Consider the following 25,774-nt stretch of genomic DNA (forward strand, 5'->3'; position numbering starts at 1 on the left):
GTTTTTTACACTATTGTATATAATAATTAACAATCATATAAATGCCTTGAAGGGGAAGAGTATAACATGAAACGTCTTCAGAGAGGAGAATCAGTAGCTGGGAGATTCTCTAGATAGTTATGTTAGAAGGTAGCCCTGGAGCATCTTTTCTGAACAGAATAGTTCTCATTAGGAAAAGACGGATTTGTCCGTTATCAAATTAAGAGTATAAGCAAATTATGAATTTGTTTGTAAATAAAGGTGGTACCGCGATGTCCCTCGTCCTTTTTGGATGAGGGACATTTTTTATTTTAAGGAGGGAAAATAATGTCAAACACGGAAAAGAATTTACCAACTAAATATGATCATATGTCCGTTGAAGAAGGCCTTTATCAATGGTGGCTTGAAGGCAAATATTTTGAAGCAACAGGAGACGAGAAGAAACAACCGTATACAATTGTAATTCCACCTCCGAACGTAACTGGTAAGTTACACTTAGGTCATGCTTGGGATACAACTCTTCAAGATATTTTAACTCGTACGAAGCGTATGCAAGGTTACGATGTGCTATGGCTTCCAGGAATGGACCATGCTGGTATCGCAACACAAGCGAAAGTAGAAGGAAAACTTCGTGAAGAAGGTATTTCACGTTACGATCTTGGCCGTGAGAAATTCCTTGAAAAAGCTTGGGAGTGGAAAGAAGAGTACGCTTCTCACATTCGTCAACAATGGGGGAAAGTTGGTTTAGGACTAGACTATTCTCGCGAACGTTTCACATTAGACGAAGGTTTATCTGATGCGGTTAATAAAGTATTCGTTCAATTATACGAAAAAGGCTTAATTTACCGCGGTGAATATATTATCAACTGGGATCCAGCAACACGCACAGCTCTTTCTGATATTGAAGTAATTCATAAAGAAGTTCAAGGTGCATTCTACCATATGAACTATCCGTTAACAGACGGTTCAGGTCACATTCGCCTTGCTACTACTCGTCCAGAAACGATGCTTGGTGATACAGCGGTAGCAGTTCATCCAGAAGATGATCGTTACAAACATTTAATCGGAAAAACAGTTACACTTCCAATCGTAGGCCGTGAGATTCCGATTATTGCTGATGAGTACGTAGAAAAAGACTTCGGAACAGGCGTTGTAAAAATTACACCAGCTCATGACCCGAACGACTTTGAAGTAGGTAACCGTCATGACTTACCACGCATCTTAGTAATGAACGAAGATGGATCGATGAACGAAAAAGCTGGTAAATATAACGGTATGGATCGTTTCGAATGCCGTAAAGAATTAGTGAAAGACTTACAAGAAGCTGGCGTATTAGTAGAAATCGAGCCACATATGCATTCAGTAGGTCATAGTGAGCGTAGCGGTGCAGTTGTTGAGCCTTACTTATCAACACAATGGTTCGTAAAAATGGCTCCACTTGCTGAAAAAGCAGTAGCGCTTCAACAAAAAGAAGAAGAAAAAGTAACGTTCGTACCAGAGCGTTTTGAAAACACATATTTACGATGGATGGAAAATATTCATGACTGGTGTATTTCTCGTCAATTATGGTGGGGACACCGTATTCCAGCTTGGTACCATAAAGAAACTGGTGAAGTATACGTAGGTACAGAAGCACCAGCAGATATTGAAAACTGGAATCAAGATAACGACGTACTTGATACATGGTTCAGTTCAGCGCTATGGCCATTCTCAACACTTGGTTGGCCAAATGAAGATTCAGCAGACTTCAAACGTTACTATTCAACAGATGCACTAGTAACGGGTTATGACATCATCTTCTTCTGGGTATCTCGTATGATTTTCCAAGGTTTAGAGTTTACAGGCGAGCGTCCATTTAAAGATGTATTAATTCACGGTTTAGTTCGTGATGAGCAAGGTCGTAAGATGAGTAAATCTCTTGGTAACGGTATTGACCCAATGGATGTTATCGAGAAGTACGGTGCAGATGCAATGCGCTATTTCTTATCAACAGGAAGTGCACCAGGTCAAGATTTACGTTTCAGCATGGAAAAAGTAGAATCTACTTGGAACTTCATTAATAAAATTTGGAACGCATCACGTTTCGTATTAATGAACATGGATGATATGAAGTATGAAGAAATCGATTTAACTGGTGAAAAATCAGTTGCAGATAAGTGGATCTTAACTCGCTTAAACGAAACAATCGAGAGTGTAACACGTAACATGGATAAATATGAGTTCGGTGAAGCTGGTCGTTCATTATACAACTTCATTTGGGATGATTTCTGTGACTGGTACATTGAAATGGCGAAACTTCCACTATACGGTGAAGATGAAGCAGCTAAGAAAACGACTCGTTCTATTTTAGCTTACGTATTAGATCAAACAATGCGTCTATTACACCCATTCATGCCATTCGTAACAGAGAAAATTTGGCAACATTTACCGCATGAAGGCGAATCTATTACAGTAGCTGCGTGGCCAACAGTTCGCGAAGATTTACAAGATACGGAAGCTGCGGCAGAAATGCACCTTCTAGTTGATATCATTCGCTCTGTTCGTAACATTCGTGCAGAAGTAAATACGCCAATGAGCAAAAAAGTTCAAATGCAAATTAAAGCAAAAGATGAGGCTGTACTTGCTCAACTTACGAAAAATAGCTCTTACATTGAGCGTTTCTGTAACCCAAGCGAATTAACAATTCAAACGGACTTACAAGCGCCAGAAAAAGCAATGACTGCAATCGTATCAGGTGCAGAGTTATTCTTACCGTTAGCTGATCTTATCAATCTTGATGAAGAGAGAGCTCGTCTTGAGAAAGAACTTGAGAAGTTCGATAAAGAAGTAGAACGTGTACAGAAGAAACTTTCTAACCAAGGTTTTGTAGCGAAAGCTCCTGCAGCGGTTATTGAAGGAGAGCGTGCGAAAGAGCAAGATTACCTAGAAAAACGCGAAGCAGTTCGTCAACGTCTAGCAGATCTTGAAAAGTAAAAATATTTTTAGAGACTCACTATATTGGTGAGTCTCTTTTCTTTGCGTATAATAGAACTATGAAAGTTGTCTTTTGAAAGGGGAAAAGCATACGTGATACATACATACGAAGAAGCGATAGGGTGGATTCATAGCCGATTGAAATTTGGTATTAAACCAGGATTAGAAAGAATGAATTGGATGCTAGAAGAGCTCGGAAATCCAGAGCGTCATATAAAATGTATTCATCTTGCTGGTACAAATGGAAAAGGTTCAACGTTAACATATATGCGTTACATGTTAGAAGGCGCGAAATATAAGGTAGGAACGTTTACCTCTCCTTACATCGAAACATTTAATGAACGCATTAGTGTGAATGGAACACCAATTGCAGATGAAGAGATTACTGAACTCGTAAATATGGTAAAACCAGTCGTGGAAAAACTAGATGAAACGGATTTAGGGGAAGCGACTGAGTTTGAAATTATTACTGTTATGGCAATTTGCTATTTCGGTAAAGTCAATTTCTGTGATGTTGTTTTATTTGAAACAGGGCTCGGTGGACGTTTTGATTCTACCAATGTTATACACCCTGTTCTCACGATTATTACGAATATCGGTCACGATCATATGCATATTTTAGGGAATACACTAGGAGAAATTGCATATGAAAAGGCGGGGATTATTAAGTCTGGTGTGCCGGTAATTACTGGTGTAAAAGATGAAGAAGCTTTGCAAGTCATTCAAAATGTTGCAAAGGAAAACCATGCAAACTTATACGAACTTGGCAAGCATTTTACAGCGTTACATAAACAGTCTAACGAAGATGGGGAACAGTTTGATTTTACTTGTCCTTTTACCGCATTTGAAGATTTGCAAATCTCAATGAAAGGTATTCATCAAGTAGGAAATGCAGCGCTAGCACTTATGGCAGTAATGTATGTAAAAACATATTTATCATTTTTAATTGAGGAAGAGGGAATAAGAACGGGATTACGGGAAGCGTATTGGATTGGGCGCTTTGAAAAGCTACAAAGTAACCCGGATATTATTATAGATGGTGCTCATAATCCAGAAGGTATCGAAAGCCTTGTGAAGACAGTAGAAGCGCATTACAAAGATAAAAATGTAATAGTTTTATTTACTGCCCTTGGTGATAAACAATTGCATAACATGGTAGGCCGATTAGAAACCATTGCAGATGAAATGATTTTTACAACATTCGCCTTTGATCGTGCTATTTCTGCAGACAAGCTTGCATCATATTCACAAAAAGAATCAAAATTAGTTTTTGAAAATTGGAAAGAGGCAATTGATACAAAAGTTGAAATGATAGGGGAAAATGATGTTTTTATCATAACAGGTTCTCTTTATTTCATTTCTGAAGTTCGAAAATATATTCGAGAGAAAAACTAGATAGTCTTTACTATCTAGTTTTTTTGTTCTACAAATGAAGTCAAATGCATACATATAAGATAAATATATAGGGTTATTTGGCGAATTCCTCTGACAAATATCTCGTTTTTTTGTGAAATGAATATGATATGATGCGGACAACGATAAGAGGTGAGGTGTGAGTGTATGGACAAGCAATCACGAACGATCTCAGTGAAAGTGAATGGAACAGAAGCGAAGTATGAGGAAAAGAAGAAAGATGAATTTGAATGGATGGTAGTAGAAAGTGAACGACCTAAAAATGTTGTTCCGTTTCAAAAAGCGAAATCAGTGTCTGTGGAAAAATACCGAAAGAAGTGGAGTAATACATTAATTGCAATCGTTGCAACCGCAATTATTATCGGTACGGCGTTTGGAATGGGGATGCTTCATTTACTTACTGGACAAGGAACAACAGGAGGAAGTGAAGTAACTGCTTCAAGGCCGACTGGAAATGGAGAATCAAAGGTGGGTGGAACGGCAGAACAAACACCAGCACCGAAAGAAGAAAAACAAAAGGCGCAGACAGGAACGTCATTGGATCCGATGAAATTATTCTTTGTTCAAGGGGGGCTTTATTCTTCTGAAGAAAAGGGACAGGCAGCTCTTGAAGAATGGAAAGGCAATGGGGGCATTGGTGCTTTGAGACCGAGCGGGGATAAGTATGCAATAGTTGTTGGTATTGCTAGCGATGAACAGGCTATAAATCAATTAATGACTAAGTATAAAAATGATGGTGTCTCCGTTTTAAAAAAGAACTGGGATATAACAGATAAAGCATTGCTGAAAGATGATAAAGAAGTAGGAACATTTTTAACAAAAGTGCAGCCATTATATACTCATTTAGCAAAATATGCTTCTAGCGTACAAGTTGGTGGAAAAAGCAGCGCAAAAGATATAGAAGTGATTGAAAAAGAATGGAAAGCGATTGAAAAAGAAGGGAAAAGTATGAAGCGAGAAGAAGCAAAGAAACTGTATATGTATACGTCGGTAGCTGTACAAACAGTAAAAGATGGGAAAATGGATAAGGAATCTTTGGCGAAATTAAATCAAGTTATTATTGATGGCTTACTCTCGTATGAAAAAATTGTTTCGTAGAAAGTGAAATGATAGGATAATAAAATGAGTAAGAAAGAAGTACATGTACTTCTTTCTTTTCTTTTGAATTTAGAGCAAAGTGCTTTCTCTATGACAGGAATATAATCGTATGCAATAAAGAAGTGTTATTTTTAGTTAGAGAAATTAATATTTCTTTCATTTGTGGGCAAACTATTCCTTTGATACGATTGATATAAATTGTTCTGCTTCATGTGAGAAAGGAAGGAGAAAATATGAAAAAAATAATTTTAGCTTCAGGGTCACCTCGGAGGAAGGAATTGCTTGAGTTAGCTAGCGTACCATTTGAAATCGTTGTAAGTGAAGTAGAGGAAACAATTGGTGCATATTCATCGCCTTCTGATATTGTAATGTCGCTTGCCTTGCAAAAAGCATCAGCGGTTGCAGAAAATAATAGTGATCACATTGTGTTAGGTGCAGATACAATTGTTACATATGAGTCGCGTATCCTTGGTAAGCCTTCTAATGAGGATGAGGCGAAAGAGATGTTACAATTACTATCTGGGAAAACACATGAAGTGTATACAGGTGTTGCGATTATATCAAAAGAAAAAACGGTTACTTTTTATGAGCGTACAGAAGTTACATTTTGGGAGTTAACAGAAGAGGAAATTGATACATACGTCGCGTCGAAAGAACCTCTTGATAAAGCAGGTAGTTATGGGATTCAAGGTAAAGGATCTATTTTCGTTCAACATATTCAAGGGGACTACTATAGTGTAGTTGGCTTACCAATTGCACGTCTCGTTCGGGAATTAAAACAATTTGATATTGATGTAACCCATGCGTAAAATTGCATGGGGTTTTCTTTGAGAGAACAAATAAAGGGGTGGAGAAATGAACGGTATTCGTGATGTTGTAAGAGAAGAACAGCCACGGGAGCGTTTATTGTTAGAAGGTGCTGGAAGTTTATCAAATCGAGAGCTTCTCGCAGTGTTACTCAGAACAGGTTCTAAAGAAGAAACAGTTTTAAAGTTGTCAGATAAAATTTTACACCAATTTGATGGCTTACGTATGTTGAAAGATGCAACATTAGAAGAGCTAATTAGTATACATGGTATTGGGATTTCAAAGGCATCGCAACTTATGGCAGCCTTTGAACTAGGCAGAAGAATGGTACGTTTAGAATATCAAAATAGATATAGTATTCGAAGTCCAGAAGATTGTGCGAAATACATGATGGAAGAAATGCGTTTTTTACAACAAGAGCATTTTGTTTGTTTATATTTAAATACAAAAAATCAAGTTATACATAGGCAAACGATCTTTATTGGAAGTTTAAACACGTCAATTGTACACCCGAGGGAAGTTTTTAAAGAAGCCTTCCGTCGTGCAGCAGCCTCTATCATATGTCTTCATAACCATCCCTCAGGAGATCCCACGCCGAGCCGTGAAGATATTGAAGTAACCAAACGCTTAGTAGAATGCGGTCAGATTATCGGAATTGAAGTGCTTGATCATATTATAATAGGTGACCATAAATTCGTGAGTTTAAAGGAAAAAGGTCATATTTAAGACTATGCTTTTTACTTATTTTGTTTTATAATGTGATTTATGAGTTTTTTGTAGAAATTTATCTACAAAAAGGATAAAGATATAAAAAACGTACTGTTTTTATAATATAAAGTAAGAAAAAATGAGTCCGTGAAAACAAGAAAGGAAGATAAATAATATGTTTGGATTTGGTGGATTTACTCGCGATCTTGGAATAGACTTAGGAACTGCGAACACGCTTGTATATGTAAAAGGAAAAGGTGTAGTTTTACGTGAACCTTCAGTAGTTGCGTTACAAACTGATACGAAACAAATCGTTGCTGTAGGTAGCGATGCAAAACAAATGATTGGTCGTACACCAGGGAACGTTGTGGCACTTCGCCCGATGAAAGACGGTGTAATTGCTGATTATGAAACAACTGCAACAATGATGAAATATTACATTCAACAAGCTCAAAAATCAAACGGTTTCTTCTCACGTAAGCCGTATGTAATGGTATGTGTACCATCTGGTATTACAGCTGTAGAAAGACGTGCAGTAATCGATGCGACTCGTCAAGCGGGTGCTCGTGATGCTTATCCTATCGAAGAGCCATTTGCAGCAGCAATTGGTGCAAACTTACCTGTTTGGGAACCAACTGGTAGTATGGTTGTTGATATCGGTGGTGGTACAACAGAAGTTGCAATTATTTCTTTAGGTGGTATTGTAACAAGCCAGTCAGTTCGTGTTGCTGGTGATGATATGGATGATTCAATCATTCAGTACATTAAGAAAAGCTATAACTTAATGATTGGTGAAAGAACAGCTGAAGCATTAAAATTAGAAATTGGTTCTGCAGGCGAGCCAGAAGGTATCGAGCCTATGGAAATTCGCGGTCGTGATTTAGTAAGTGGTTTACCAAAAACAGTACTAATTCAGCCAGAAGAAATTGCAGATGCATTAAAAGATACAGTAGATGCGATTGTAGAATCAGTTAAAAATACGTTAGAAAAAACGCCACCTGAATTAGCGGCTGATATTATGGACCGCGGTATCGTATTAACAGGCGGCGGGGCATTACTACGTAATTTAGATAAAGTAATTAGTGAAGAAACGAAAATGCCAGTTCTTGTTGCAGAAGATCCATTAGATTGCGTAGCAATTGGAACAGGTAAAGCATTAGACAATATCGATCTTTTCAAAACTGCTGCTCGATAATATTGCAAAATAAAAATCAGTGAAATTAAGAGGGTGTGAACGTGCCACAGTTTTTCTTAAACAAAAGATTAATTGTTTTGTTGGTTAGTATTATTCTTCTCGTGGCATTGATTGGAATCTCATTGAAAGAACGGAACAGTTTAACATGGCCAGAGCAGTTTGTTAAAGACACTGTGGGTGTTGTAGAACGTGTATTCCAAAAGCCAGCGAAATACGTAGCTGGATTCTTCGAAAATGTAGAAGATGTAAAGCGCACGTATGAAGAGAATAAAGAATTAAAAGCAAAATTAGATAATTATGCAGGTCTATCAGGGAAAGTAAAACAACTAGAAGATGATAACAAGAAGCTACAAGAGCTAACTGGTAAAAAAGAGTTAAATAGCGGGTATACTGAAATTCCAGCTACTGTTGTTTCTCGTAATCCAGATAAATGGTACGATTTAATTGGAATTGATAAAGGGGCACAGCAAGGAATTAAAAAAGATATGGCTGTAGTAACTTCACAAGGGTTAGTTGGAAGAGTGAAAAGTGTATCTCAGTTTACATCATCAGTAGAATTACTAAGTTCTATGAGCCGAACAAATCGCGTTTCTGCTATTGTACAAGGGCAAGAGAAAATCTTTGGTTTGATTGAAGGTTATGACAAAGAAAAACAATTACTTCTTTTCACAAAGATTGGCTCTGATGCACCGGTAGAAAAAGATCAACTAGTTGTAACATCTGGACTTGGTGATATTTTCCCGAAAGGTCTTGTAATTGGAAAAATCGTTGATGTTCAGCCGGATGCATATGGCTTAACAAAAACAGCTTATGTAAAACCTGCCGCTGATTTAAATGACGTAGAGCATATTACGGTTGCTAAACGTGCAACACCTTCAGCGCCATTAGAATAGGAGGAGAAGAAGAGATGATGAAGATATTAAAAAGAGCAGCTCTTCCTCTTTTGCTCCTTTTTGTGTTTCTATTTGAAAATATGTTTGCTACTGTTGTTCCAACGGATGTGTTTTGGAAAGACAGTATAGCAGCACCGCATTTCTTTATAATCGTCTTATGTTTTATTACAGTGTATTATAGTCCGGTCCAAGGGATTTATTACGGACTATTATTTGGCTTCTTATTTGATACCGTATACACAGAACTTGTCGGGATATATATTTTTGCTTATCCGATTTTAGCTTATTTAGTTTATAGTGTGATGAAAGTATTACAATTGAATTTATTTATTGTTGTTTCTATCATATTAGCTAGCATTGTAGCACTAGAGTATTATGTGTATGGCTTCTTAACTTTGTTAGGACGTACTCATATGCCAGCGCATGTCTTTTTCACAGATCGTCTCCTTTCTACTTTATTGTTAAATGCTATTTTCTTATTGATAGTTTGTTTCCCACTGAGACGATATATAGTGCGTCTTTCAAAAGCGATGGAAGAAAAAGAAAAAAGGATTTTCTAATTTTATGTCGAATTGAATCGGTGGGGTGAACTTTAGTGGAAGAAAAAAAGCAACAAAATGTAACGATAAAAGGGACAAAAGATGGGATAACGCTTCATTTAGATGATTGTTGTTCATTCTCAGAATTATTGATGGAATTAGACGAAAAACTTTCTACACATTACTACGATGGTGATGGGCGCTCTTTAATTGAAGTGCATGTGAAAGTAGGAAATCGTTATTTAACAGAAGTCCAACAAGAAGAGATTCGTACGTTAATTCGTAATAAAAAGAATCTTGTTGTGGATTCAATTGAAAGTGATGTTATCACTAAAGCAGAAGCAATAGCTTGGAAAGAAGAAACAGAAATTGTCCCTATTTCCAAAATTGTTCGCTCTGGACAAGTTTTACATGTAAAAGGAAATTTGTTGTTAATTGGAGATGTTAATCCAGGCGGAACGGTTATCGCTGGGGGGAATATTTTTGTCGTAGGATCATTAAGAGGAATTGCACATGCTGGGTATTATGGGGATTCAGATGCTGTAATCGCTGCATCTGTTATGAACCCGATGCAACTTCGAATTAGTGATGTGGCAATGCGGGCTCCGGAAGAGAAAGAAGACGGAGCGGAGGCGGCAGAATGTGCGTATATTAATGAGAACAATCACATTGTTGTCGATCGCCTGCAACTTCTCACTCATCTTAGACCTAATTTAACAAAGTTAGAAAGGGGAATTGTATAGCTGTGGGAGAGGCAATAGTAATTACATCTGGAAAAGGCGGAGTAGGTAAAACTACTACATCTGCGAACATTGGTACGGCCCTAGCGTTATCTGGAAAGAAAGTGTGCTTAATTGACACAGATATCGGTCTTCGAAATTTAGACGTAGTAATGGGGCTGGAAAATCGTATTGTATTTGATCTTGTTGATGTCGTTGAAGGGCGTTGCCGTTTACCTCAGGCTCTTATTAAAGACAAACGTTTTGATGATCTTTATTTATTACCTGCAGCACAAACGAGTGATAAATCAGCGGTAACACCTGAACAAATGGATGAATTAATACAAGTATTACGTCAAGATTATGATTACATATTAATCGATTGTCCTGCGGGGATTGAGCAGGGGTTTAAAAATGCGGTAGCTGGTGCGGATAAAGCAATCGTTGTTACGACTCCAGAAGTATCCTCAATGCGCGATGCGGATCGTATTATTGGGCTTTTAGAAAAAGAGGATATTGAACCACCGAAACTTGTTATTAACCGTGTACGTAGTCATATGCTTCATGAACAGGATATGTTAGATGTTGATGAAATTGTACGTACATTGTCAATTGAGCTTCTTGGTGTTGTCGAAGATGACGATGAAGTTATTCGAGCTACAAATACAGGTGAACCTGTGGCGTTGCAACCAAGCGGAAAAGCAGCGTTGGCTTATCGTAATATTGCAAGACGCTTGTTAGGTGAGAATGTACCATTACAAGCATTTGAACAAGAAAAGGTATCGGTATTTGCAAAGGTGAAAAACTTCTTTGGAATCCGTTAAGAGCACTTCGCACATATGCGAGGTGCTTTCTTTTTTCTTCACACGAATATCTTTCTTTCTTAGCTCATACATATGTACAAACTGTATACAACTGTTTCTATTGAAATTAGCTTAACGAAAGAAAGGAGACAGTATGAAGAATAGACGCGTAGAAGAAATTAAAAAGCGGATTGCAAAAAGGAAGGCCGAGCAAGAAAGGATGGAGGAAGAACAGTATTTTACCGGAGGGAATTTTGATAGCGAAACAGTAGTTATTGAAGATGGAGAAAAGGAAATGCATCCTTTATTTCGAAAGGAAGTCTTTTTCTTCAAAGTTTTATTATCGGCCATATTAGTTCTTTCGGTTGCTATTTTATATAAGAATGCTCCTTCTTCATTCAATGGAGCTAAAGCTGTTACAGAAAAAGTGATGAAAGAGGAATTTCAGTTTGCTACTGTAGCGAAATGGTACGAAAAGCAATTTGGAAAACCGCTCGTATTCTATTCGCCAAACGAGAAAAAAGAAGGAAGTATTCAGCAAAAAGATTATGCAATTCCCGCTTCTGGAAAGGTAATGCAAGGGTTTCAAAAAAATGGCCAAGGTGTATTTGTCCAAACAGCTACAAATGCAACGGTTGAGTCAGTGAATGAAGGATTAGTTGTTTTTGCGGGTAAGAAAGAGGAACTTGGAAATACAGTTCAAATTCAACATGCAGATGGTACGGAGTCATGGTATGCAAACTTAAACGATATGTCAGTGAAATTATATGATTACGTTTCAAAGAAACAAAAAATTGGAACGGTGAGTAATGATACAAATGATAAAAATGGAAAGTTTTATTTCGCGATAAAAAAGAATGAAAAATTTATTGATCCGATCCAGGTGATATCATTTGATTAAATATAGAGACGTTTTGACGAAAATTTCCGTGCATCCATTATTTTGGGTTATTATTGTCATTGGTATTTTTACTGCACGTTTTAAAGAGTTACTACTGTTATTTTGTATCGTTCTTATTCATGAACTTGGGCATGCTATTGCAGCAGCACACTATAATTGGCGTATAAAAAGAATTCAGCTTTTGCCGTTTGGTGGCGTGGCCGAGCTTGAGGAACATGGTAATAAGTCATTGAAAGAGGAACTTGTTGTCGTAATTGCAGGGCCGATTCAACATGTTTGGATGATGCTGGTAGGTTATATGTTGTTTGAAGCCGGTTGGTTGAATGCAGATTTATATTATTTCTTTATGTGGAATAATATAATTATTTTAGCGTTTAATTTACTCCCTATTTGGCCGTTAGATGGCGGGAAAGTATTGTTTAATATACTATCATATCGTTTTCCTTATTTACAAGCACATGAAAAGATGATGAAATTGTCATGTGTTTTTTTTGGTGTAATATTAGGATGGCAGTTGCTCTGGAATAGTAACAATATTATGATGTGGGTACTACTCATATTTTTGGCAGTGTCGTTATATCAAGAGTGGAAACAAAGACGGTATGCATTTATGCGTTTTTTATTAGAACGTTATTATGGAAATAAAAGAGGGATTGAAAAGATTGCACCTATTGAAGTGCAATCAGAAGATCATTTATATAAGATATTCACAAAATTTCGTAGAGGATATAAGCATTCTATTATCGTCCGTGGAAAATATAAAGAGCATTACACATTGGATGAAAATGAATTGCTCTATGCATATTTTACTGAAAAACGAACAACCTCATCAGTTGAAGAATTAATCGGTTAGTGTTGACGATAGCACTAACCTTTTATTATTGTAAAAGCAAAGAAGATTATAAAGTGAGGAAATAATTTTGAAAACGTTATATGTGAATTACGCTGGTTCGGAAAAGCGCGTTGCAATTGAAGAGAAGAAAAAGATTGTTGAGTTTTTATGGAAACGTAATGAAGAGCAAGAGATTGTTGGGCATATTTATGTTGGACGTATCGTAAGAACAATTGCTGGAATGAACGCAGCTTTTGTAAATATAGGTTTAGAAAAACATGCGTATCTTTCATACGATGATGTACCACCTTCTTATCGTATACATGAAGGGCAAGCGATACTCGTACAGGTTGTGAAAGAGGCAATTGATACGAAAGGGCCTAAATTGACAGCGAATATAGAATTTACCGGGAAATATGTCGTTTATATGCCGTTTGATGAGATGCGAGCTGTTTCTCGGAAAATAAAAAATAATAAAAGAAGACAACAGTTACTTGAAATTGAAGTAGAAGGAACGGGAGGTTACATTTTCCGCTCTGCTTCTGAAAAAGGGGAAATTGAAGAAATACAAGCTGAAATGCAAGGGTTACAACAGTTGTATGAAGAGTTAAAAAGAAAAGAGGATCAAGGAAAGGCGCCGTTATTACTTCATCGACCGGCGACCTTTTTAGATCGTGTATTTCAAGAGAATCCAATTGAAACAATTGAAAAAGTAGTTGTAGATACAAGAAGTATAGTAAAAGAGTTAGAAGACAAAGTTGGAAAAGAAAAAGTATCTTTTTATAATGAAAAGTCTTCGATGTTTAACCATTTTGGAATAGAGCGTGAAATTGAGAAAGCACTCCAAAAAATTGTGTGGCTTCCAAATGGTGCTTATTTAATTGTAGAGCAAATGGAGACGATGACTGTAATTGATGTGAATACGGGCAAGTTTACTGGAAAACAAAATTTACAAGATACAGTACTTCGCACAAATGAGATGGCAGCTGAAGAAATTGCACGCCAATTAAGACTTCGTGATATTGGTGGTATGATATTAATTGATTTTATTAATATGAAAAAAAGAGAAGATAAAGAAAAGGTAAGAGAATGTCTCATAGCTGCTATGAAAGATGATCGTACTTATACAAGAGTACTTGGATTTACTGAGTTAGGAATTTTGGAGATGACACGAAAACGTAAAAAACATTCTTTACGTGACGTATTACTAGAAGAGTGTGTATCTTGCAAAGCGACGGGTTATGTAATGTCGTATGAAACAATTGCGTATGAGCTAGAGAGAGAATTAATCACATATGGCAACATAGAGGATGAGGCAGTATTAATCGCTGCGCCTAAAGAACTGCAAAAACAATTTTTGCAAAAAGAATTACAAAAAAATATTCCATTTGAAATTTATTTCAAAGATGATATTATCGAAAAGTACGCTATTATCCGTTTTGGAAGTAAAAAAGAAATTGTAGAACGGAAAAAATAGTTAGTAGAAGATTCATTGACAATACTCAATGAATTATGGTAACATCTTTATGTTATAGTTTATAGCACCTAAACGGCTATATGCTACAACCGCACAAGACAGGTTCCCTAAAGGCATTTATGTCTACCTCGTTTTTGGCGAGTCTTAGTAATTAAGAGGAGGTGCAAGTATGTACGCAATTATCGAAACAGGTGGAAAACAAATTAAAGTTGAAGCTGGTCAAGCAATCTACATTGAAAAATTAGATGTTGAAGCTGGTGAAACTGTTACTTTTGACAAAGTTCTTTTCGTTGGTGGCGAAAACGTTAAAGTTGGTAGCCCAGTTGTAGAAGGTGCAACAGTTACTGCGAAAGTTGAAAAACAAGGTCGCGCTAAGAAAATCATCGTTTTCAAATACAAAGCGAAAAAGAACAATCGTAAGAAACAAGGTCATCGTCAACCTTACACTAAGCTAGTTGTTGAAGCTATCAACGCTTAATTCTGGTTAACATGATTAAAATTACGATAAGTCGCACGAAATTAGGAAGTATCCAATCATTTAAAATGACTGGACATGCCGATTATGCGCCACATGGACAAGACCTTGTCTGTGCTGGAACTACAGCGGTTGTGTTTGGTTCTATAAATGCAGTGGAAGAACTTTGTAATGTGCAGGCAACTATTGAACTCGGAAGTGATGGCGGATTCTTAACGTATGAATTGCCTAATGATTTAGACGTTCATGCAGCAGAAAAAGCACAGATACTTTTAGAAGGATTGGTTGTTTCGCTTAAGACGATCGAACTTGATTACGGAAAGTATATCCGTTTAATAGAAAAAGTGCAGGAGGTGTAACGTATGTTAAGATTAGATCTTCAGTTTTTCGCATCTAAGAAAGGTGTAGGTAGTACAAAGAACGGTCGTGACTCTCAGTCAAAACGTCTTGGTGCTAAACGCGCAGATGGTCAAACGGTTTCAGGTGGTTCAATTCTTTACCGTCAACGCGGTACAAAAATTTATCCAGGTGTTAACGTTGGTCGTGGTGGCGATGACACTTTATACGCGAAAGTTGACGGCGTAGTACGCTTTGAGCGTCTTGGCCGTGACCGCAAACAAGTGAGCGTATATCCTGTTGCTCAAGAAGCATAAGAACTCACGGAAAACTCTAACCTGAGTGCAGGTTAGAGTTTTTCTATATTAAGGGGTATCTAAATGAATGAAAAATGGACAATTATAGATGCATTGCGCCATTCAAGACATGATTGGCTCAATCGTATGCAGATGGTGAAAGGAAACCTTTCACTTGGAAAAGTGGAAGAAATTCATAGTCTCATCGATCGTTTTGTCCAAGAAGCGAGACAAGAATCCAATCTGATGGGGCTATCAATGCCTTTATTTTCAGAGTGGATTTTAACATATAATTGGAAACAGCAGCCGTGCTTATTGGAGTACGAAGTATTAGGGAAATTACATAACTTATCTCACTTAGATGAGACTGTATGTACATGGACGAATCAATTTTTCTCAATGCTTCAGCATAGTTTAGACGTATATGTTGAAAATTATGTTTGTATCACAATTGAATGTGACGCGGAGAATGCTCGTTTCTTTTTTGATTTTCGTGGTAAGCTAACGAGTGTAGAAGAACTACAAAATTGGCTTGCGACCCAAAACAATAAATGGTATTCCATTTCTTATACAGTGCGAGACGAAGAAGTCTCAGTTATATTACAACCAATTGAAAAAAGTGTGGTGAAATAATGTTTGTAGATCAGGTCAAGATATATGTAAAAGGCGGCGACGGTGGTAACGGTATGGTTGCGTATCGTCGTGAGAAGTATGTTCCTAAAGGTGGCCCAGCAGGTGGTGACGGCGGTAAAGGTGCAGATGTTGTTTTCGTAGTTGAGGAAGGCTTACGTACATTAATGGACTTCCGCTACCAACGTCATTTCAAAGCTGATCGCGGTCAGCACGGAATGAGTAAAGGTCAGCACGGGCGTAAATCTGAAGATTTACTTGTAAAGGTTCCGCCAGGAACAGTAGTAAAAGATGAAAAAACTGGTCAAATTCTTGCCGATTTAGTAACGCATGGACAAACTGCTGTAATTGCAAAAGGTGGCCGTGGTGGCCGTGGTAACTCACGTTTTGCAACAGCTACGAACCCAGCGCCAGAAATCGCTGAGAACGGGGAACCAGGTCAAGAGCGTGATGTCATTCTAGAACTTAAAGTACTAGCAGACGTTGGACTTGTTGGATTCCCAAGTGTAGGTAAATCTACATTATTATCTGTTGTATCATCAGCGCGTCCGAAAATTGCAGAGTATCACTTCACAACAATCGTTCCGAATCTTGGTGTTGTTGAAACTGGTGATAACCGCAGCTTCGTTATGGCTGACCTTCCAGGACTAATTGAAGGCGCACATGCTGGCGTCGGACTTGGACACCAATTCTTACGTCATATTGAGCGTACACGTGTAATCGTGCATGTTATTGATATGTCTGGTTTAGAAGGCCGTGAGCCATATGAAGATTACGTAACGATTAATAATGAATTGAAAGAATACAATCTTCGCTTAACTGAGCGTCCACAAGTTGTTGTTGCAAACAAAATGGATATGCCAGATGCAGAAGAAAACTTACAAGCATTTAAAGAGAAAGTGGGAGACGAAGTAAAAATCTTCCCAATCTCAGCTGTAACAAGACAAGGTGTTCGTGACTTACTGTTTGAAGTAGCAAACTTAATAGAAACAACACCAGAATTCCCAATACATGAAGTTGCGGATGAGTCTGATACAAGTGTAATGTACAAATTTGATACTGAAGGTGTTAAATTTGAAATTACACGTGAAAGTGATGGCACGTTTGTTATCTCTGGTTACGATATCGAGAAAACATTCAAGATGACAGACTTCTCACGTGATGAATCTATACGTCGTTTCGCTCGTCAAATGCGCGGAATGGGTATTGATGAAGCGCTTCGTGCACGTGGTGCAAAAGACGGAGATATTGTGAAAATTCTTGAATATGAATTTGAATTTATCGATTAAGACTGCCGAAATACGGCAGTCTTTTTTTATATCGTAAAAATCGGATTTATATAGGAAAAAATCCCCACTAATTAAATTTTCAATTTATAATGGAAAAAGGAGTAAATGTAGAAGAATTCTTTTATGGGGAGAAAAAGAACATGTATAAAATATTAATTGTAGAAGACGATGAGAAAATTGCGGGAATATTAGAGGAGCATTTAGAAAGGTATGGCTATCAATCATTTAGAGCAAGTGATTTACGTCATATAAAAGATGAGTTTGTAAAAATAAATCCTCATCTTGTGTTACTTGATATTAATTTACCGTACTTTGACGGTTTTTATTGGTGTCGTCAAATTCGTACTGTATCGAATGCGCCGATTATTTTTGTTTCTGCAAGAACAGGGGAAATGGATCAAGTAATGGCGATTGAAAATGGCGGCGATGATTATATTACGAAGCCATTCCATTTAGATATCGTAATGGCAAAGGTGAAGAGTGCGCTTCGCCGTGGCTATGGAGAGTATGCCTCTGCTGCTGAGAGTGATTGTTTAGGTGTAAATGGACTGTTGTTATTCCCGTCCCAGCATATCGTTGAGTGGCAGGGACAACAAACTGAACTGACAAAAAATGAGTTTTACTTATTAGAGTGTTTAATGAAACAGGTGAATCAATATGTAACGCGTGAAGAACTGTTAGAAGCTCTATGGGATGAAGTAGCATTTGTGGATGATAATACATTAACCGTAAATGTAAAACGTGTAAGGAAGAAACTAGAAGAGCTAGGCATTAAAAATGCAATTGTAACGAAACGTGGATATGGTTATGCGCTTCTTACAGAGTGGGGCGAAGGGCATGAAGGTTAAAAATTACCTCATGGACCGCTTTTCTTTAATTCTTTCTTATATTGTTAGCCTTTGTTTATTTGGGCTTGTTTTGCAGTTGCAAAGTCTTTTAGAAAAGAAATCCATTGATTGGAGTACGTGGTTATATGGACTTTTATTAGGAACAGTTGTGTTTACTGTATACCTCATTTACGATTACCGAAAACGGAGTGTGTTTTTAAAGAGTATCAAAAAGTATGTTACTGGCGGAAATACATTACATGACTCTTTACTTATTGATGAATCTTATACATTAGAGCAAGAAATGGTCGTTGAATCTTTTACGTTATTAAGACAGCAATATATGAATGAAGTTCATAAACAGCATGCGAAAGAGCAACAGCAAATGATATTTATGAACCAATGGATTCACCAAATGAAAACACCAGTATCTGTTATTGAATTATTGTTGCAGAAGTTTGGCAAGGAGCATCGTGAGGCAAGAGCAACAGTTGAAAGTATTCGTGAAGAAAATAACCGTATACTAAATGGTTTAGATTTAGCGTTACATATGGCAAGGCTAGAGCAGTTTGCGAAGGATTATAAAGTAGAAGTAGTAAATGTTATAGATGTCGTGCGAGGTATTATTAATGAAAATCGAAAATCCTTCATTCAATCGTCTGTATTTCCGAAAGTGATGTTTGAAGAAGATACTTGTATGGTTGCATCTGATAGAAAATGGCTGAGTATTGCTATAGGTCAAATTGTTGTAAACGCAATCAAGTATACAAAAATTTCAGCGGCAGAGAAAAAAGAAATTCAATTTCAAATTGAAGAGAAAAATCAAAAGGTGTTATTACATATTAAGGACAATGGAATTGGTATTCCAGAGCAAGACGTAAAGCGCATATTTGATCCATTCTTTACGGGAATAAATGGACGTAAAACGAGAGAAGCGACTGGGATGGGCTTATATATTACGAAGGAAATTTGCGATAATTTACATCATGGAATATATGTTCAATCGGCTGAAGGAGAAGGAACAACATTCACGTTCCAATTTGCAAAAGATGAAGAGTATCATACATTAATGAGAAAAATGACAAAACTGTAAGATAACAAAACGTTTTGTAAGGGAAATCACTCGTTTCTTTTTCTTATTTTTCTTATAGTAAATGTAAGAAGAAAACACATAGGGGGATTAGAAATGAGTGTTCTTGAAGTAAAAGGATTAACGAAGGTGTACCAATCAAAAGGTTCAGTAGCGACGACTGCTTTAAACGATATAAATTTTAAAATAGAAGAAGGCGAATTTGTAGGGATTATGGGTCCTTCAGGAAGCGGGAAAACGACGCTTTTAAATTTATTAGCAACAATTGATAAGCAAACTTCAGGTCATGTGCTTGTAAATGGTGAAGAAATTAATCAAATGCGTGCTGCAAAATTAGCGGAGTTTCGCCGTACACATTTAGGGTTCATCTTTCAAGATTTTAATTTACTTGATACGTTATCCATTAAAGAAAATATTATTTTACCACTTGTAATGGCGAAGAAATCTGTAAATGAAATCGATGCGAAAGTACTGGAAATTGCGAAGTTTTTAAACATCGAAGAAATTTTAAATAAAAAAGTATACGAAGTATCTGGGGGACAACAACAACGTGCAGCAGCAGCGAGAGCAATCATTCATGAACCGACGTTAATTTTAGCAGATGAGCCAACTGGAAACTTAGATTCGAAGTCAGCGAAATCGCTAATGGGCGCTCTGCAAGATTTACACGAGCAAAAGAAAGTAACGATTGCAATGGTTACGCACGATCCAGTAGCGGCTAGTTATTGTGAACGTATCCTTTTCATACGCGATGGAGAAATTTTCTCGGAAATACATAAAGGAAGAACGAAACAAGCCTTTTTCCAAGAAATTCTGGACGTACTTGCGATGCTAGGAGGAGAGTATCATGAACTTTCGCCAGCTCGCGCTTAATAATGTAAAAGGAAATTGGCGTAACTATAAAGCGTTTCTTATAAGTAGTTGTTTATCGATTGTCGTATTTTTCATGTATGCTTCTTTTATTTATCATCCAGATGTCGTAAGCGGTAATATTAGTATGAGGAAGATGATCACAAAAGGATTAGAATCGATGAATTATATTGTGGTCATCTTCTCGGCACTCTTTATTTTATATGCAAATTCAACGTTTTTACGAGCAAGAAAAAAAGAGTTTGGTCTACTAACATTAATTGGCGGAACGAAATCGCAGCTCGGCCGAATGATTATATTAGAGCAACTGATGTTAGGTAGTATTGCAATTGTAGTTGGTATTGGGGCTGGAATGCTTTGTTCAAAATTATTTTTCCAAGCGTTAAGCGTATTATTGAAAATAGATAAGACACTTCCACTCGTTTGGAATAGTAAAGCAATTCTTATTACAGCTGGTGTATACTTTATTCTATTTTTAATCCTATCATTGTTTAGTGTTTGGACAGTCGGGCGCTTGCAAATTATTGATTTATTAAGAGAAGCAAGAAAGCAAAAAGTAGAGCCGTTTGCATTTACATGGTTATGTGTAGTTGGTATAGGATGTATTATTGCTGCGTATGTACTTAGCTTCCAAGTAACGTTTCTGAATTTCCTCATCCTCTTTTTACCGGTGGTAGGACTGACAATTGGCGGAACGTATTTACTATTTACACAAGGTAGTACAGTCGTATTAAAAGCATTGCAAAAACGAAAACAATCTTTTTATACGTACCCAAATATGTTCGTCCTTAGTAACCTTATTTATAAAATGAAAGATAATGCTCGTTTTCTATTTGTAATTTCTATTATTACGGCGGTTGTATCCTCGGCAGTTGGCACGCTTTACGTATATTTTGAGGATATGAGTTATAAAACGGTAGTCAAAACTCCACATGCTATTTCATATGAGGAAAAGGGGTTAAATACGCATAACCTTATTAATGAAGAAAAGGTACAGCAGCTTGTGAAGAGACACGGGTTTGAAGATGCGCGAAAAGTAACCTACGTTAAACTACCGGCAACACAGAAAATAACGTTGTTTAATAGTGAACATGAAGTACCGATGACGATTATTTCAGAAAAAGAATATAATGCAGAAGTGCGTGAACAAAAGAGAGAGCAAGTTACAGAAGTTCATAATGCACCAGGCAGTGCAACGATGGTTATGGTCGATATGGCAAATGAACTGATGAAGATAGACCGTACGAAACCGTATGAATTTACAATTAACGGACAAAAGCAGTCTGTTCAGTTAAATAGCCCAACTTCATTTTCTGTTTTTAATGATAGTGAATATCTCGTTGTAAATGATCAAGATTTTGAGAAGTATGCAAAACTTGTACCAGATGAAGAAAAGACGAAATATTACGGTTATTATATTGAGGATTGGAAAAGTACAGAAGATCTTGTATTAGATTTGAAAAATGAAATTGCACCAGAAAAGCAAGGAGAATTGAGAAATTCAGTGTTTGCGTATAAGGATATAAGAGAAGGTGGAGCGATTACAATGTTCATCGGTTTCTTCGTGGCGGTACTATTCTTCTTCTTCGCTTGTAGTATGACATACTTTAAATGGTTTAACGATAAAGAACAAGATCGTATTCAATTTAAATCGTTAAAGAGAATCGGTATGACAGATAAAGAAATTCGCAAAATTGCGATTCGACAAATGGGAGTTATCTTCTTTATACCAATTTTAATCGGTTCAATTCATAGTGGATTTGCTCTTCATACGTTAGGGAAAATGCTTTATATTAATTTGTGGAAATCAGGTGCGCTTGTAATTGGAGCATACATTTTAGCTTCTGCCATTTACTTTATGATCGCGCAAAGAGGATATTTAAAACACGTAAAAAGCTAGGGGAACCTCTAGCTTTTTGCCTATGTAGTAAGTTACAGGAGGAAGATAGATGAACATTCGGCAACTAGCGCTGCAAAATATAAAAGGAAATTGGCGTAATTATAAAGTGTTTTTCTTAAGTAGTTGTTTTGCAATATTTGCATCTTTTGCATATATGTCTATCATTGTACATCCGTATATGCAAGAGACGATGTGGTATCAAAACGTACGCTGGGGACTTATCATATGTAATGTTATAATTATTTCTTTTTTCGTCATATTTATTTTGTACTCTACTTCTATTTTCATAGAAGCACGTAAGAAAGAATTAGGGTTATATATGTTAATGGGAGCAACGAAGTCTAACGTAATAGGAGTAATTATGACCGAGCAAATATTAATTGGAATTTTTGCTAATATTTTCGGTATAGGGCTGGGCTTGATCTTTTTAAAGCTCTTCTTCATGGTGTTTAGTATGTTACTGGGGCTTCCGAAAGAACTCCCTGTTATATTTGACGTAAGTGCGATTGGTGTAACATTTATTACATATATGGTCGTTTTTATTCTGTTATCTTTTATAAGTGCTTTACGTATATGGAATATAAAAATCATTCGGTTATTGAAAGAATTTCGAACAGATAAAAAAGAGAAGAAAACATCAAAGTGGCTTTGTATATTCGGCTTTATTTGTTTAGGGATAGGATATGCGTTAGCGCTACAAGTGACGATGGCTACGATAGCAATATACTTTTTCCCTGTGTCTATACTTGTCTTTTTTGGAACGTACTTTTCTTTCGCGCATGGAGCTACCCAAGTGTTAGAAATGATAAAGCGAAATAAAAAGATTATGTATACATATCCGTATTTATTTATAGTGAATCAATTGTCACATCGAATGAAGGAAAATGGTCGCTTTTTCTTTCTGATGTCTATGGCAACGACGTTTGTAGTTACGGCAACAGGTACGGTGTTCTTGTATTTTTCTAGCATGCAAGATATGTGGCGAACGGGAGGGGTACACTCGTTTTCGTACATAGAAAAAGGTATTTCTACTTATGAAGTCTTTGAAGAAGGTGCGGTTGAAAAATTACTGAATCAATATGGGTATGATGATTTTCAATATATGAGTTTTGTTGGAGTGTATGCATCCTTTCAGTCTAATAAAGGAGAAACAACAATAGCACCGCTTATAAAAGAAAGTGATTATAACCAAGAAGCGAGGAAACAAAAACAGAAAACATATCATCCTAAAAAAGATACAGTGACACTCGTTTATTATAATAAATACAATAATTCGAATGTATATAATCAAAAAGAGATTCAATTGCAAGTAATGAATCAACCATATCAATTCGTATTTAACGGTCAGAAAGAAGGGGTTCAATTTAACTATCACCCTTCGTACATTAATGGTCTGTTCTTCGTTATGAATGATGAAGACTTTGACAATATAGCAAATAAGGTTCCTGATTCTGAAAAGATGATATATAGAGGCTACACATTATCAAATATCGAAAAGACGAAGAAATTGAACGAAGATTTACGGAAACATATGAAACAAGATAATAATAATGCATTTCGAAGTAATATGGAGTTATATGTAAGTATGAAAGAAGGCGGCGATATTACTCTATTTGTGGGCTCGTTTATTAGTATATTATTCTTTCTTACTTCATGTAGTATCGTGTATTTTAAATGGTTCCATAATATTGCATCGGACCGAAAGCAGTATGGTGCACTCTCTAAACTTGGAATGACGAAGGAAGAAGTATGGAAAATTTCTCGTTGGCAATTATGTATGCTATTTTTTGCGCCAATTATAGTAGGGAGTATGCATAGTGCAGTTGCGTTATATACGTTTCATAATACTTTTTTTATGGATGGATCATTAAAAAAAGTAGGTTTGTTCATTCTGTTTTATATCGTAGCATGTATCATTTATTTCTTTTTCGCTCAAAGAGAATATAAGAAACATTTAGACTAGCAAATGCTAGTCTTTTTTTTAATATTCGAAATTTACATAGAAGAATATAAAAAAGTATGGTATAACAGTAAGAAAACGAAAAAGAGGGGAAAAGACGATGATTCGAGTAGGATATTTAGGACCAGAAGCAACATTTACAAATATGGCGGTGAGTCGTTTTTTTCCGGAAGCAGATCATGTACCGTATCGAACGATTCCAGATTGTATAGATGCAGCTGCAAATGAAAATGTAGACTTCGCAGTCGTACCGTTAGAAAATGCAATAGAAGGTTCAGTGAATATAACGGTTGATTATCTTGTACATGAGCAGCCGCTTTCTATTGTAGGAGAAATTACAGTACCAATTCAGCAGCATTTACTTGTACATCCGCAGTATGCAGAAGTGTGGGATGAAGTATATGCGGTGCATTCTCATCCGCATGCCATTGCACAGTGCCATAAGTTTTTAAATGAAGAATTAAAAGGAGTAACTGTTCGAGATATGACATCCACAAGTGCCGCTGCGCAATATGTGAAAGAACATCCTGAAGAAAAAATTGCTGCTATTGCAAATGAAGCAGCTGCAGAAAAATACGGATTAACAATTGTAAGACGTAGTATTCATACGCATAAAAATAATCACACACGTTTCCTAGTACTTCATAAGAAAAAGAAAGCAATACTCCCGAATAACGGAGAAAACCGCGGAGAGAAAACGACGCTTATGATAACGTTACCTGCAGATTATGCAGGTGCCCTATATCAAGTGTTATCAGCTTTCGCATGGAGAAAATTAAACTTATCAAAAATCGAATCGCGTCCGATGAAAACAGGTCTTGGAAATTACTTTTTCTTAATCGATGTCGATAAAGCATACGATGACGTATTGTTACCAGGTGTAACGATGGAACTTGAAGCGCTCGGTTTTTCTGTTACTGTACTGGGGAGCTATTCTTCTTATTGGTTGTAAGATGTAGATGGAATATTTGTATTTGTCTAATCGTCCATATCATTTCATTGCCTAGTATATTTTTTGATAGATTAATAAAATCCCACCTGCAAAAGGTGGGATTCTTTATCCCGCTATTTGCCGGGCAGCCTGATTGGTGAGGGCTGATTAAAGTTTCACTTTATTTTAACTTCGCAAGACGATCTTCTAACTGACCACGCCAAATATCAGCTAGTTCTGGAACAGCAAGAATTTTTTCAATGCCATCTTTATCTTTTCTATTATGAAAATAAATTTCGTTAGAGAACAAAACAGAAACATTGCTCGGCTGACGTTCTAGTAATGTAATTTTAGAATCTTTACGTACAGTACCTTCTTGAAGAACACGGCATAGGTAACCAGTAAATCCAGTTGCTACAATACGCGGCAGTATGCCAGGGATGCCAAGACGTTTTGAAATTGTGCTACAAGGTACGCGCGCTTGTGTCACTTGAATAATCGCTTCACCTAATTTGTATGTATCTCCGATGCAAACATCATGCTCTAACATATTTGTTACGGTAATGTTTTCGCCAAATGCGGAAGCTGGAAGTGTTGTTTGAAATTCTTTTTCCCATAGTGCGTAATGCTCGTGTGAGTACACACAAACTGCGCGATCAGGTCCACCGTGGTGTTTTAAATCTGCTACATCATCACCAAGGAAGCCATCTTTTGATAGGAAAGCTTCTTCGGTAAGTTCTTTACATATACCGGTAATCATTTCTTTATCTTCGCCATATTTCATTTGTTTCGGTTTGCCAATGCTAAAGTGAACGAGTTCAATTCCCATATTT

General features: G+C 36.7%; 25 protein-coding genes and 2 other annotated features. Of the genes, 24 read left to right on the forward strand and 1 reads right to left on the reverse strand.

All coding sequences use genetic code 11. The features are described 5' to 3' along the window. Nucleotides 1-37: 37 nt before the first annotated feature. Nucleotides 38-269, forward strand: a binding site (T-box leader). Between the two features lie 37 nt (nucleotides 270-306). The 24 genes from BM089_RS11320 to pheA all read left to right on the forward strand — a co-directional run bounded on the left by BM089_RS11320 (nucleotide 307) and on the right by pheA (nucleotide 24,962). Further along, complete coding sequence (locus BM089_RS11320; RefSeq protein ID WP_000072222.1) at nucleotides 307-2,952, forward strand: valine--tRNA ligase; 2,646 nt, start codon at nucleotides 307-309, stop codon at nucleotides 2,950-2,952. Between the two features lie 93 nt (nucleotides 2,953-3,045). Further along, nucleotides 3,046-4,347: a bifunctional folylpolyglutamate synthase/dihydrofolate synthase gene (locus tag BM089_RS11325; protein WP_090976994.1), complete on the forward strand. Its 1,302-nt coding sequence runs from the start codon at nucleotides 3,046-3,048 to the stop codon at nucleotides 4,345-4,347. A 165-nt stretch (nucleotides 4,348-4,512) separates the two neighbouring features. Then, entirely contained in the window at nucleotides 4,513-5,463 is a 951-nt protein-coding gene (locus BM089_RS11330) for a hypothetical protein (protein ID WP_000361016.1), read from the forward strand. Nucleotides 5,464-5,696: 233 nt separating this feature from the next. Further along, on the forward strand, nucleotides 5,697-6,272 hold the full coding sequence (locus BM089_RS11340; protein ID WP_029443367.1) for a Maf family protein: 576 nt from the start codon (nucleotides 5,697-5,699) through the stop codon (nucleotides 6,270-6,272). A gap of 46 nt (nucleotides 6,273-6,318) precedes the next feature. After that, a complete protein-coding gene (gene radC, locus BM089_RS11345; protein ID WP_001013391.1) occupies nucleotides 6,319-6,996 on the forward strand; it encodes a DNA repair protein RadC in 678 nt (225 codons plus the stop codon). A gap of 157 nt (nucleotides 6,997-7,153) precedes the next feature. Further along, the gene (gene mreB, locus BM089_RS11350; protein ID WP_000466736.1) at nucleotides 7,154-8,173 is read left to right on the forward strand and encodes a cell shape-determining protein MreB; all 1,020 of its coding nucleotides are present in this window, start codon (nucleotides 7,154-7,156) and stop codon (nucleotides 8,171-8,173) included. A 41-nt stretch (nucleotides 8,174-8,214) separates the two neighbouring features. After that, entirely contained in the window at nucleotides 8,215-9,066 is an 852-nt protein-coding gene (mreC, locus tag BM089_RS11355; protein WP_001135487.1) for a rod shape-determining protein MreC, read from the forward strand. Nucleotides 9,067-9,080: 14 nt separating this feature from the next. Continuing rightward, a complete protein-coding gene (gene mreD, locus BM089_RS11360) occupies nucleotides 9,081-9,626 on the forward strand; it encodes a rod shape-determining protein MreD (RefSeq protein ID WP_000975765.1) in 546 nt (181 codons plus the stop codon). A gap of 35 nt (nucleotides 9,627-9,661) precedes the next feature. Next, complete coding sequence (minC, locus tag BM089_RS11365; RefSeq protein ID WP_000391521.1) at nucleotides 9,662-10,348, forward strand: septum site-determining protein MinC; 687 nt, start codon at nucleotides 9,662-9,664, stop codon at nucleotides 10,346-10,348. A 2-nt stretch (nucleotides 10,349-10,350) separates the two neighbouring features. Beyond that, the gene (minD, locus tag BM089_RS11370) at nucleotides 10,351-11,148 is read left to right on the forward strand and encodes a septum site-determining protein MinD (RefSeq protein WP_000503309.1); all 798 of its coding nucleotides are present in this window, start codon (nucleotides 10,351-10,353) and stop codon (nucleotides 11,146-11,148) included. A 133-nt stretch (nucleotides 11,149-11,281) separates the two neighbouring features. After that, on the forward strand, nucleotides 11,282-12,028 hold the full coding sequence (gene spoIVFA / locus BM089_RS11375; protein WP_000797475.1) for a stage IV sporulation protein SpoIVFA: 747 nt from the start codon (nucleotides 11,282-11,284) through the stop codon (nucleotides 12,026-12,028). Next, nucleotides 12,021-12,881, forward strand: coding sequence for a stage IV sporulation intramembrane metalloprotease SpoIVFB (spoIVFB, locus tag BM089_RS11380; protein ID WP_000599064.1), 861 nt, complete (start codon nucleotides 12,021-12,023; stop codon nucleotides 12,879-12,881). The genes spoIVFA and spoIVFB overlap by 8 nt, the downstream gene beginning before the upstream one ends. A gap of 67 nt (nucleotides 12,882-12,948) precedes the next feature. Further along, complete coding sequence (locus BM089_RS11385; RefSeq protein ID WP_016512286.1) at nucleotides 12,949-14,337, forward strand: Rne/Rng family ribonuclease; 1,389 nt, start codon at nucleotides 12,949-12,951, stop codon at nucleotides 14,335-14,337. A gap of 77 nt (nucleotides 14,338-14,414) precedes the next feature. Next, nucleotides 14,415-14,492, forward strand: a sequence feature (ribosomal protein L21 leader region). 14 nt (nucleotides 14,493-14,506) lie between these two features. Next, nucleotides 14,507-14,815: a 50S ribosomal protein L21 gene (gene rplU / locus BM089_RS11390; RefSeq protein ID WP_000270907.1), complete on the forward strand. Its 309-nt coding sequence runs from the start codon at nucleotides 14,507-14,509 to the stop codon at nucleotides 14,813-14,815. Between the two features lie 11 nt (nucleotides 14,816-14,826). Beyond that, nucleotides 14,827-15,171, forward strand: a complete 345-nt coding sequence (locus BM089_RS11395; RefSeq protein ID WP_002094147.1) for a ribosomal-processing cysteine protease Prp — start codon at nucleotides 14,827-14,829, stop codon at nucleotides 15,169-15,171. 3 nt (nucleotides 15,172-15,174) lie between these two features. After that, entirely contained in the window at nucleotides 15,175-15,465 is a 291-nt protein-coding gene (gene rpmA, locus BM089_RS11400) for a 50S ribosomal protein L27 (RefSeq protein WP_000944957.1), read from the forward strand. 63 nt (nucleotides 15,466-15,528) lie between these two features. Next, on the forward strand, nucleotides 15,529-16,077 hold the full coding sequence (locus BM089_RS11405; RefSeq protein ID WP_001003587.1) for a sporulation initiation phosphotransferase B: 549 nt from the start codon (nucleotides 15,529-15,531) through the stop codon (nucleotides 16,075-16,077). Beyond that, nucleotides 16,077-17,363 (forward strand): GTPase ObgE, encoded by a 1,287-nt coding sequence (obgE, locus tag BM089_RS11410; protein ID WP_000497130.1) that lies wholly within the window; start codon nucleotides 16,077-16,079, stop codon nucleotides 17,361-17,363. The genes BM089_RS11405 and obgE overlap by 1 nt, the downstream gene beginning before the upstream one ends. A 140-nt stretch (nucleotides 17,364-17,503) precedes the next feature. Beyond that, on the forward strand, nucleotides 17,504-18,211 hold the full coding sequence (locus BM089_RS11415; RefSeq protein WP_002082113.1) for a response regulator transcription factor: 708 nt from the start codon (nucleotides 17,504-17,506) through the stop codon (nucleotides 18,209-18,211). Continuing rightward, nucleotides 18,201-19,283 carry a HAMP domain-containing histidine kinase gene (locus tag BM089_RS11420; RefSeq protein ID WP_000865403.1) on the forward strand — a complete coding sequence of 361 codons (1,083 nt, stop codon included), beginning with the start codon at nucleotides 18,201-18,203 and terminating at the stop codon, nucleotides 19,281-19,283. The genes BM089_RS11415 and BM089_RS11420 overlap by 11 nt, the downstream gene beginning before the upstream one ends. Nucleotides 19,284-19,376: 93 nt before the next feature. Next, nucleotides 19,377-20,153: an ABC transporter ATP-binding protein gene (locus BM089_RS11425; RefSeq protein ID WP_000114529.1), complete on the forward strand. Its 777-nt coding sequence runs from the start codon at nucleotides 19,377-19,379 to the stop codon at nucleotides 20,151-20,153. Continuing rightward, entirely contained in the window at nucleotides 20,128-22,050 is a 1,923-nt protein-coding gene (locus BM089_RS11430) for an ABC transporter permease (protein ID WP_075718177.1), read from the forward strand. The genes BM089_RS11425 and BM089_RS11430 overlap by 26 nt, the downstream gene beginning before the upstream one ends. 49 nt (nucleotides 22,051-22,099) lie before the next feature. After that, nucleotides 22,100-24,013: an ABC transporter permease gene (locus tag BM089_RS11435; RefSeq protein ID WP_090976996.1), complete on the forward strand. Its 1,914-nt coding sequence runs from the start codon at nucleotides 22,100-22,102 to the stop codon at nucleotides 24,011-24,013. Between the two features lie 97 nt (nucleotides 24,014-24,110). Then, nucleotides 24,111-24,962, forward strand: a complete 852-nt coding sequence (gene pheA, locus BM089_RS11440; RefSeq protein ID WP_000621693.1) for a prephenate dehydratase — start codon at nucleotides 24,111-24,113, stop codon at nucleotides 24,960-24,962. A 160-nt stretch (nucleotides 24,963-25,122) separates the two neighbouring features. Here the strand turns inward: pheA and BM089_RS11445 are convergent, their stop codons facing one another. Next, complete coding sequence (locus tag BM089_RS11445) at nucleotides 25,123-25,770, reverse strand: MOSC domain-containing protein (RefSeq protein WP_090976998.1); 648 nt, start codon at nucleotides 25,768-25,770, stop codon at nucleotides 25,123-25,125. Nucleotides 25,771-25,774: the final 4 nt, after the last annotated feature.

Origin of the sequence: Bacillus sp. 5mfcol3.1, assembly GCF_900114335.1 — a bacterium.
Taxonomy (GTDB): Bacteria; Bacillota; Bacilli; order Bacillales; family Bacillaceae_G; genus Bacillus_A; species Bacillus_A thuringiensis_S.

Coding starts and splice junctions, on each gene's coding strand:
- BM089_RS11320 (WP_000072222.1), top strand. CDS start 307: ATGTCAAACACGGAAAAGAATTTACCAACTAAATATGATCATATGTCC.
- BM089_RS11330 (WP_000361016.1), top strand. CDS start 4,513: ATGGACAAGCAATCACGAACGATCTCAGTGAAAGTGAATGGAACAGAA.
- BM089_RS11340 (WP_029443367.1), top strand. CDS start 5,697: ATGAAAAAAATAATTTTAGCTTCAGGGTCACCTCGGAGGAAGGAATTG.
- radC (WP_001013391.1), top strand. CDS start 6,319: ATGAACGGTATTCGTGATGTTGTAAGAGAAGAACAGCCACGGGAGCGT.
- mreB (WP_000466736.1), top strand. CDS start 7,154: ATGTTTGGATTTGGTGGATTTACTCGCGATCTTGGAATAGACTTAGGA.
- mreD (WP_000975765.1), top strand. CDS start 9,081: ATGATGAAGATATTAAAAAGAGCAGCTCTTCCTCTTTTGCTCCTTTTT.
- spoIVFA (WP_000797475.1), top strand. CDS start 11,282: ATGAAGAATAGACGCGTAGAAGAAATTAAAAAGCGGATTGCAAAAAGG.
- rplU (WP_000270907.1), top strand. CDS start 14,507: ATGTACGCAATTATCGAAACAGGTGGAAAACAAATTAAAGTTGAAGCT.
- BM089_RS11395 (WP_002094147.1), top strand. CDS start 14,827: ATGATTAAAATTACGATAAGTCGCACGAAATTAGGAAGTATCCAATCA.
- rpmA (WP_000944957.1), top strand. CDS start 15,175: ATGTTAAGATTAGATCTTCAGTTTTTCGCATCTAAGAAAGGTGTAGGT.
- BM089_RS11405 (WP_001003587.1), top strand. CDS start 15,529: ATGAATGAAAAATGGACAATTATAGATGCATTGCGCCATTCAAGACAT.
- obgE (WP_000497130.1), top strand. CDS start 16,077: ATGTTTGTAGATCAGGTCAAGATATATGTAAAAGGCGGCGACGGTGGT.
- BM089_RS11415 (WP_002082113.1), top strand. CDS start 17,504: ATGTATAAAATATTAATTGTAGAAGACGATGAGAAAATTGCGGGAATA.
- BM089_RS11420 (WP_000865403.1), top strand. CDS start 18,201: ATGAAGGTTAAAAATTACCTCATGGACCGCTTTTCTTTAATTCTTTCT.
- BM089_RS11425 (WP_000114529.1), top strand. CDS start 19,377: ATGAGTGTTCTTGAAGTAAAAGGATTAACGAAGGTGTACCAATCAAAA.
- BM089_RS11430 (WP_075718177.1), top strand. CDS start 20,128: ATGAACTTTCGCCAGCTCGCGCTTAATAATGTAAAAGGAAATTGGCGT.
- BM089_RS11435 (WP_090976996.1), top strand. CDS start 22,100: ATGAACATTCGGCAACTAGCGCTGCAAAATATAAAAGGAAATTGGCGT.
- pheA (WP_000621693.1), top strand. CDS start 24,111: ATGATTCGAGTAGGATATTTAGGACCAGAAGCAACATTTACAAATATG.
- BM089_RS11445 (WP_090976998.1), bottom strand. CDS start 25,770: ATGGGAATTGAACTCGTTCACTTTAGCATTGGCAAACCGAAACAAATG.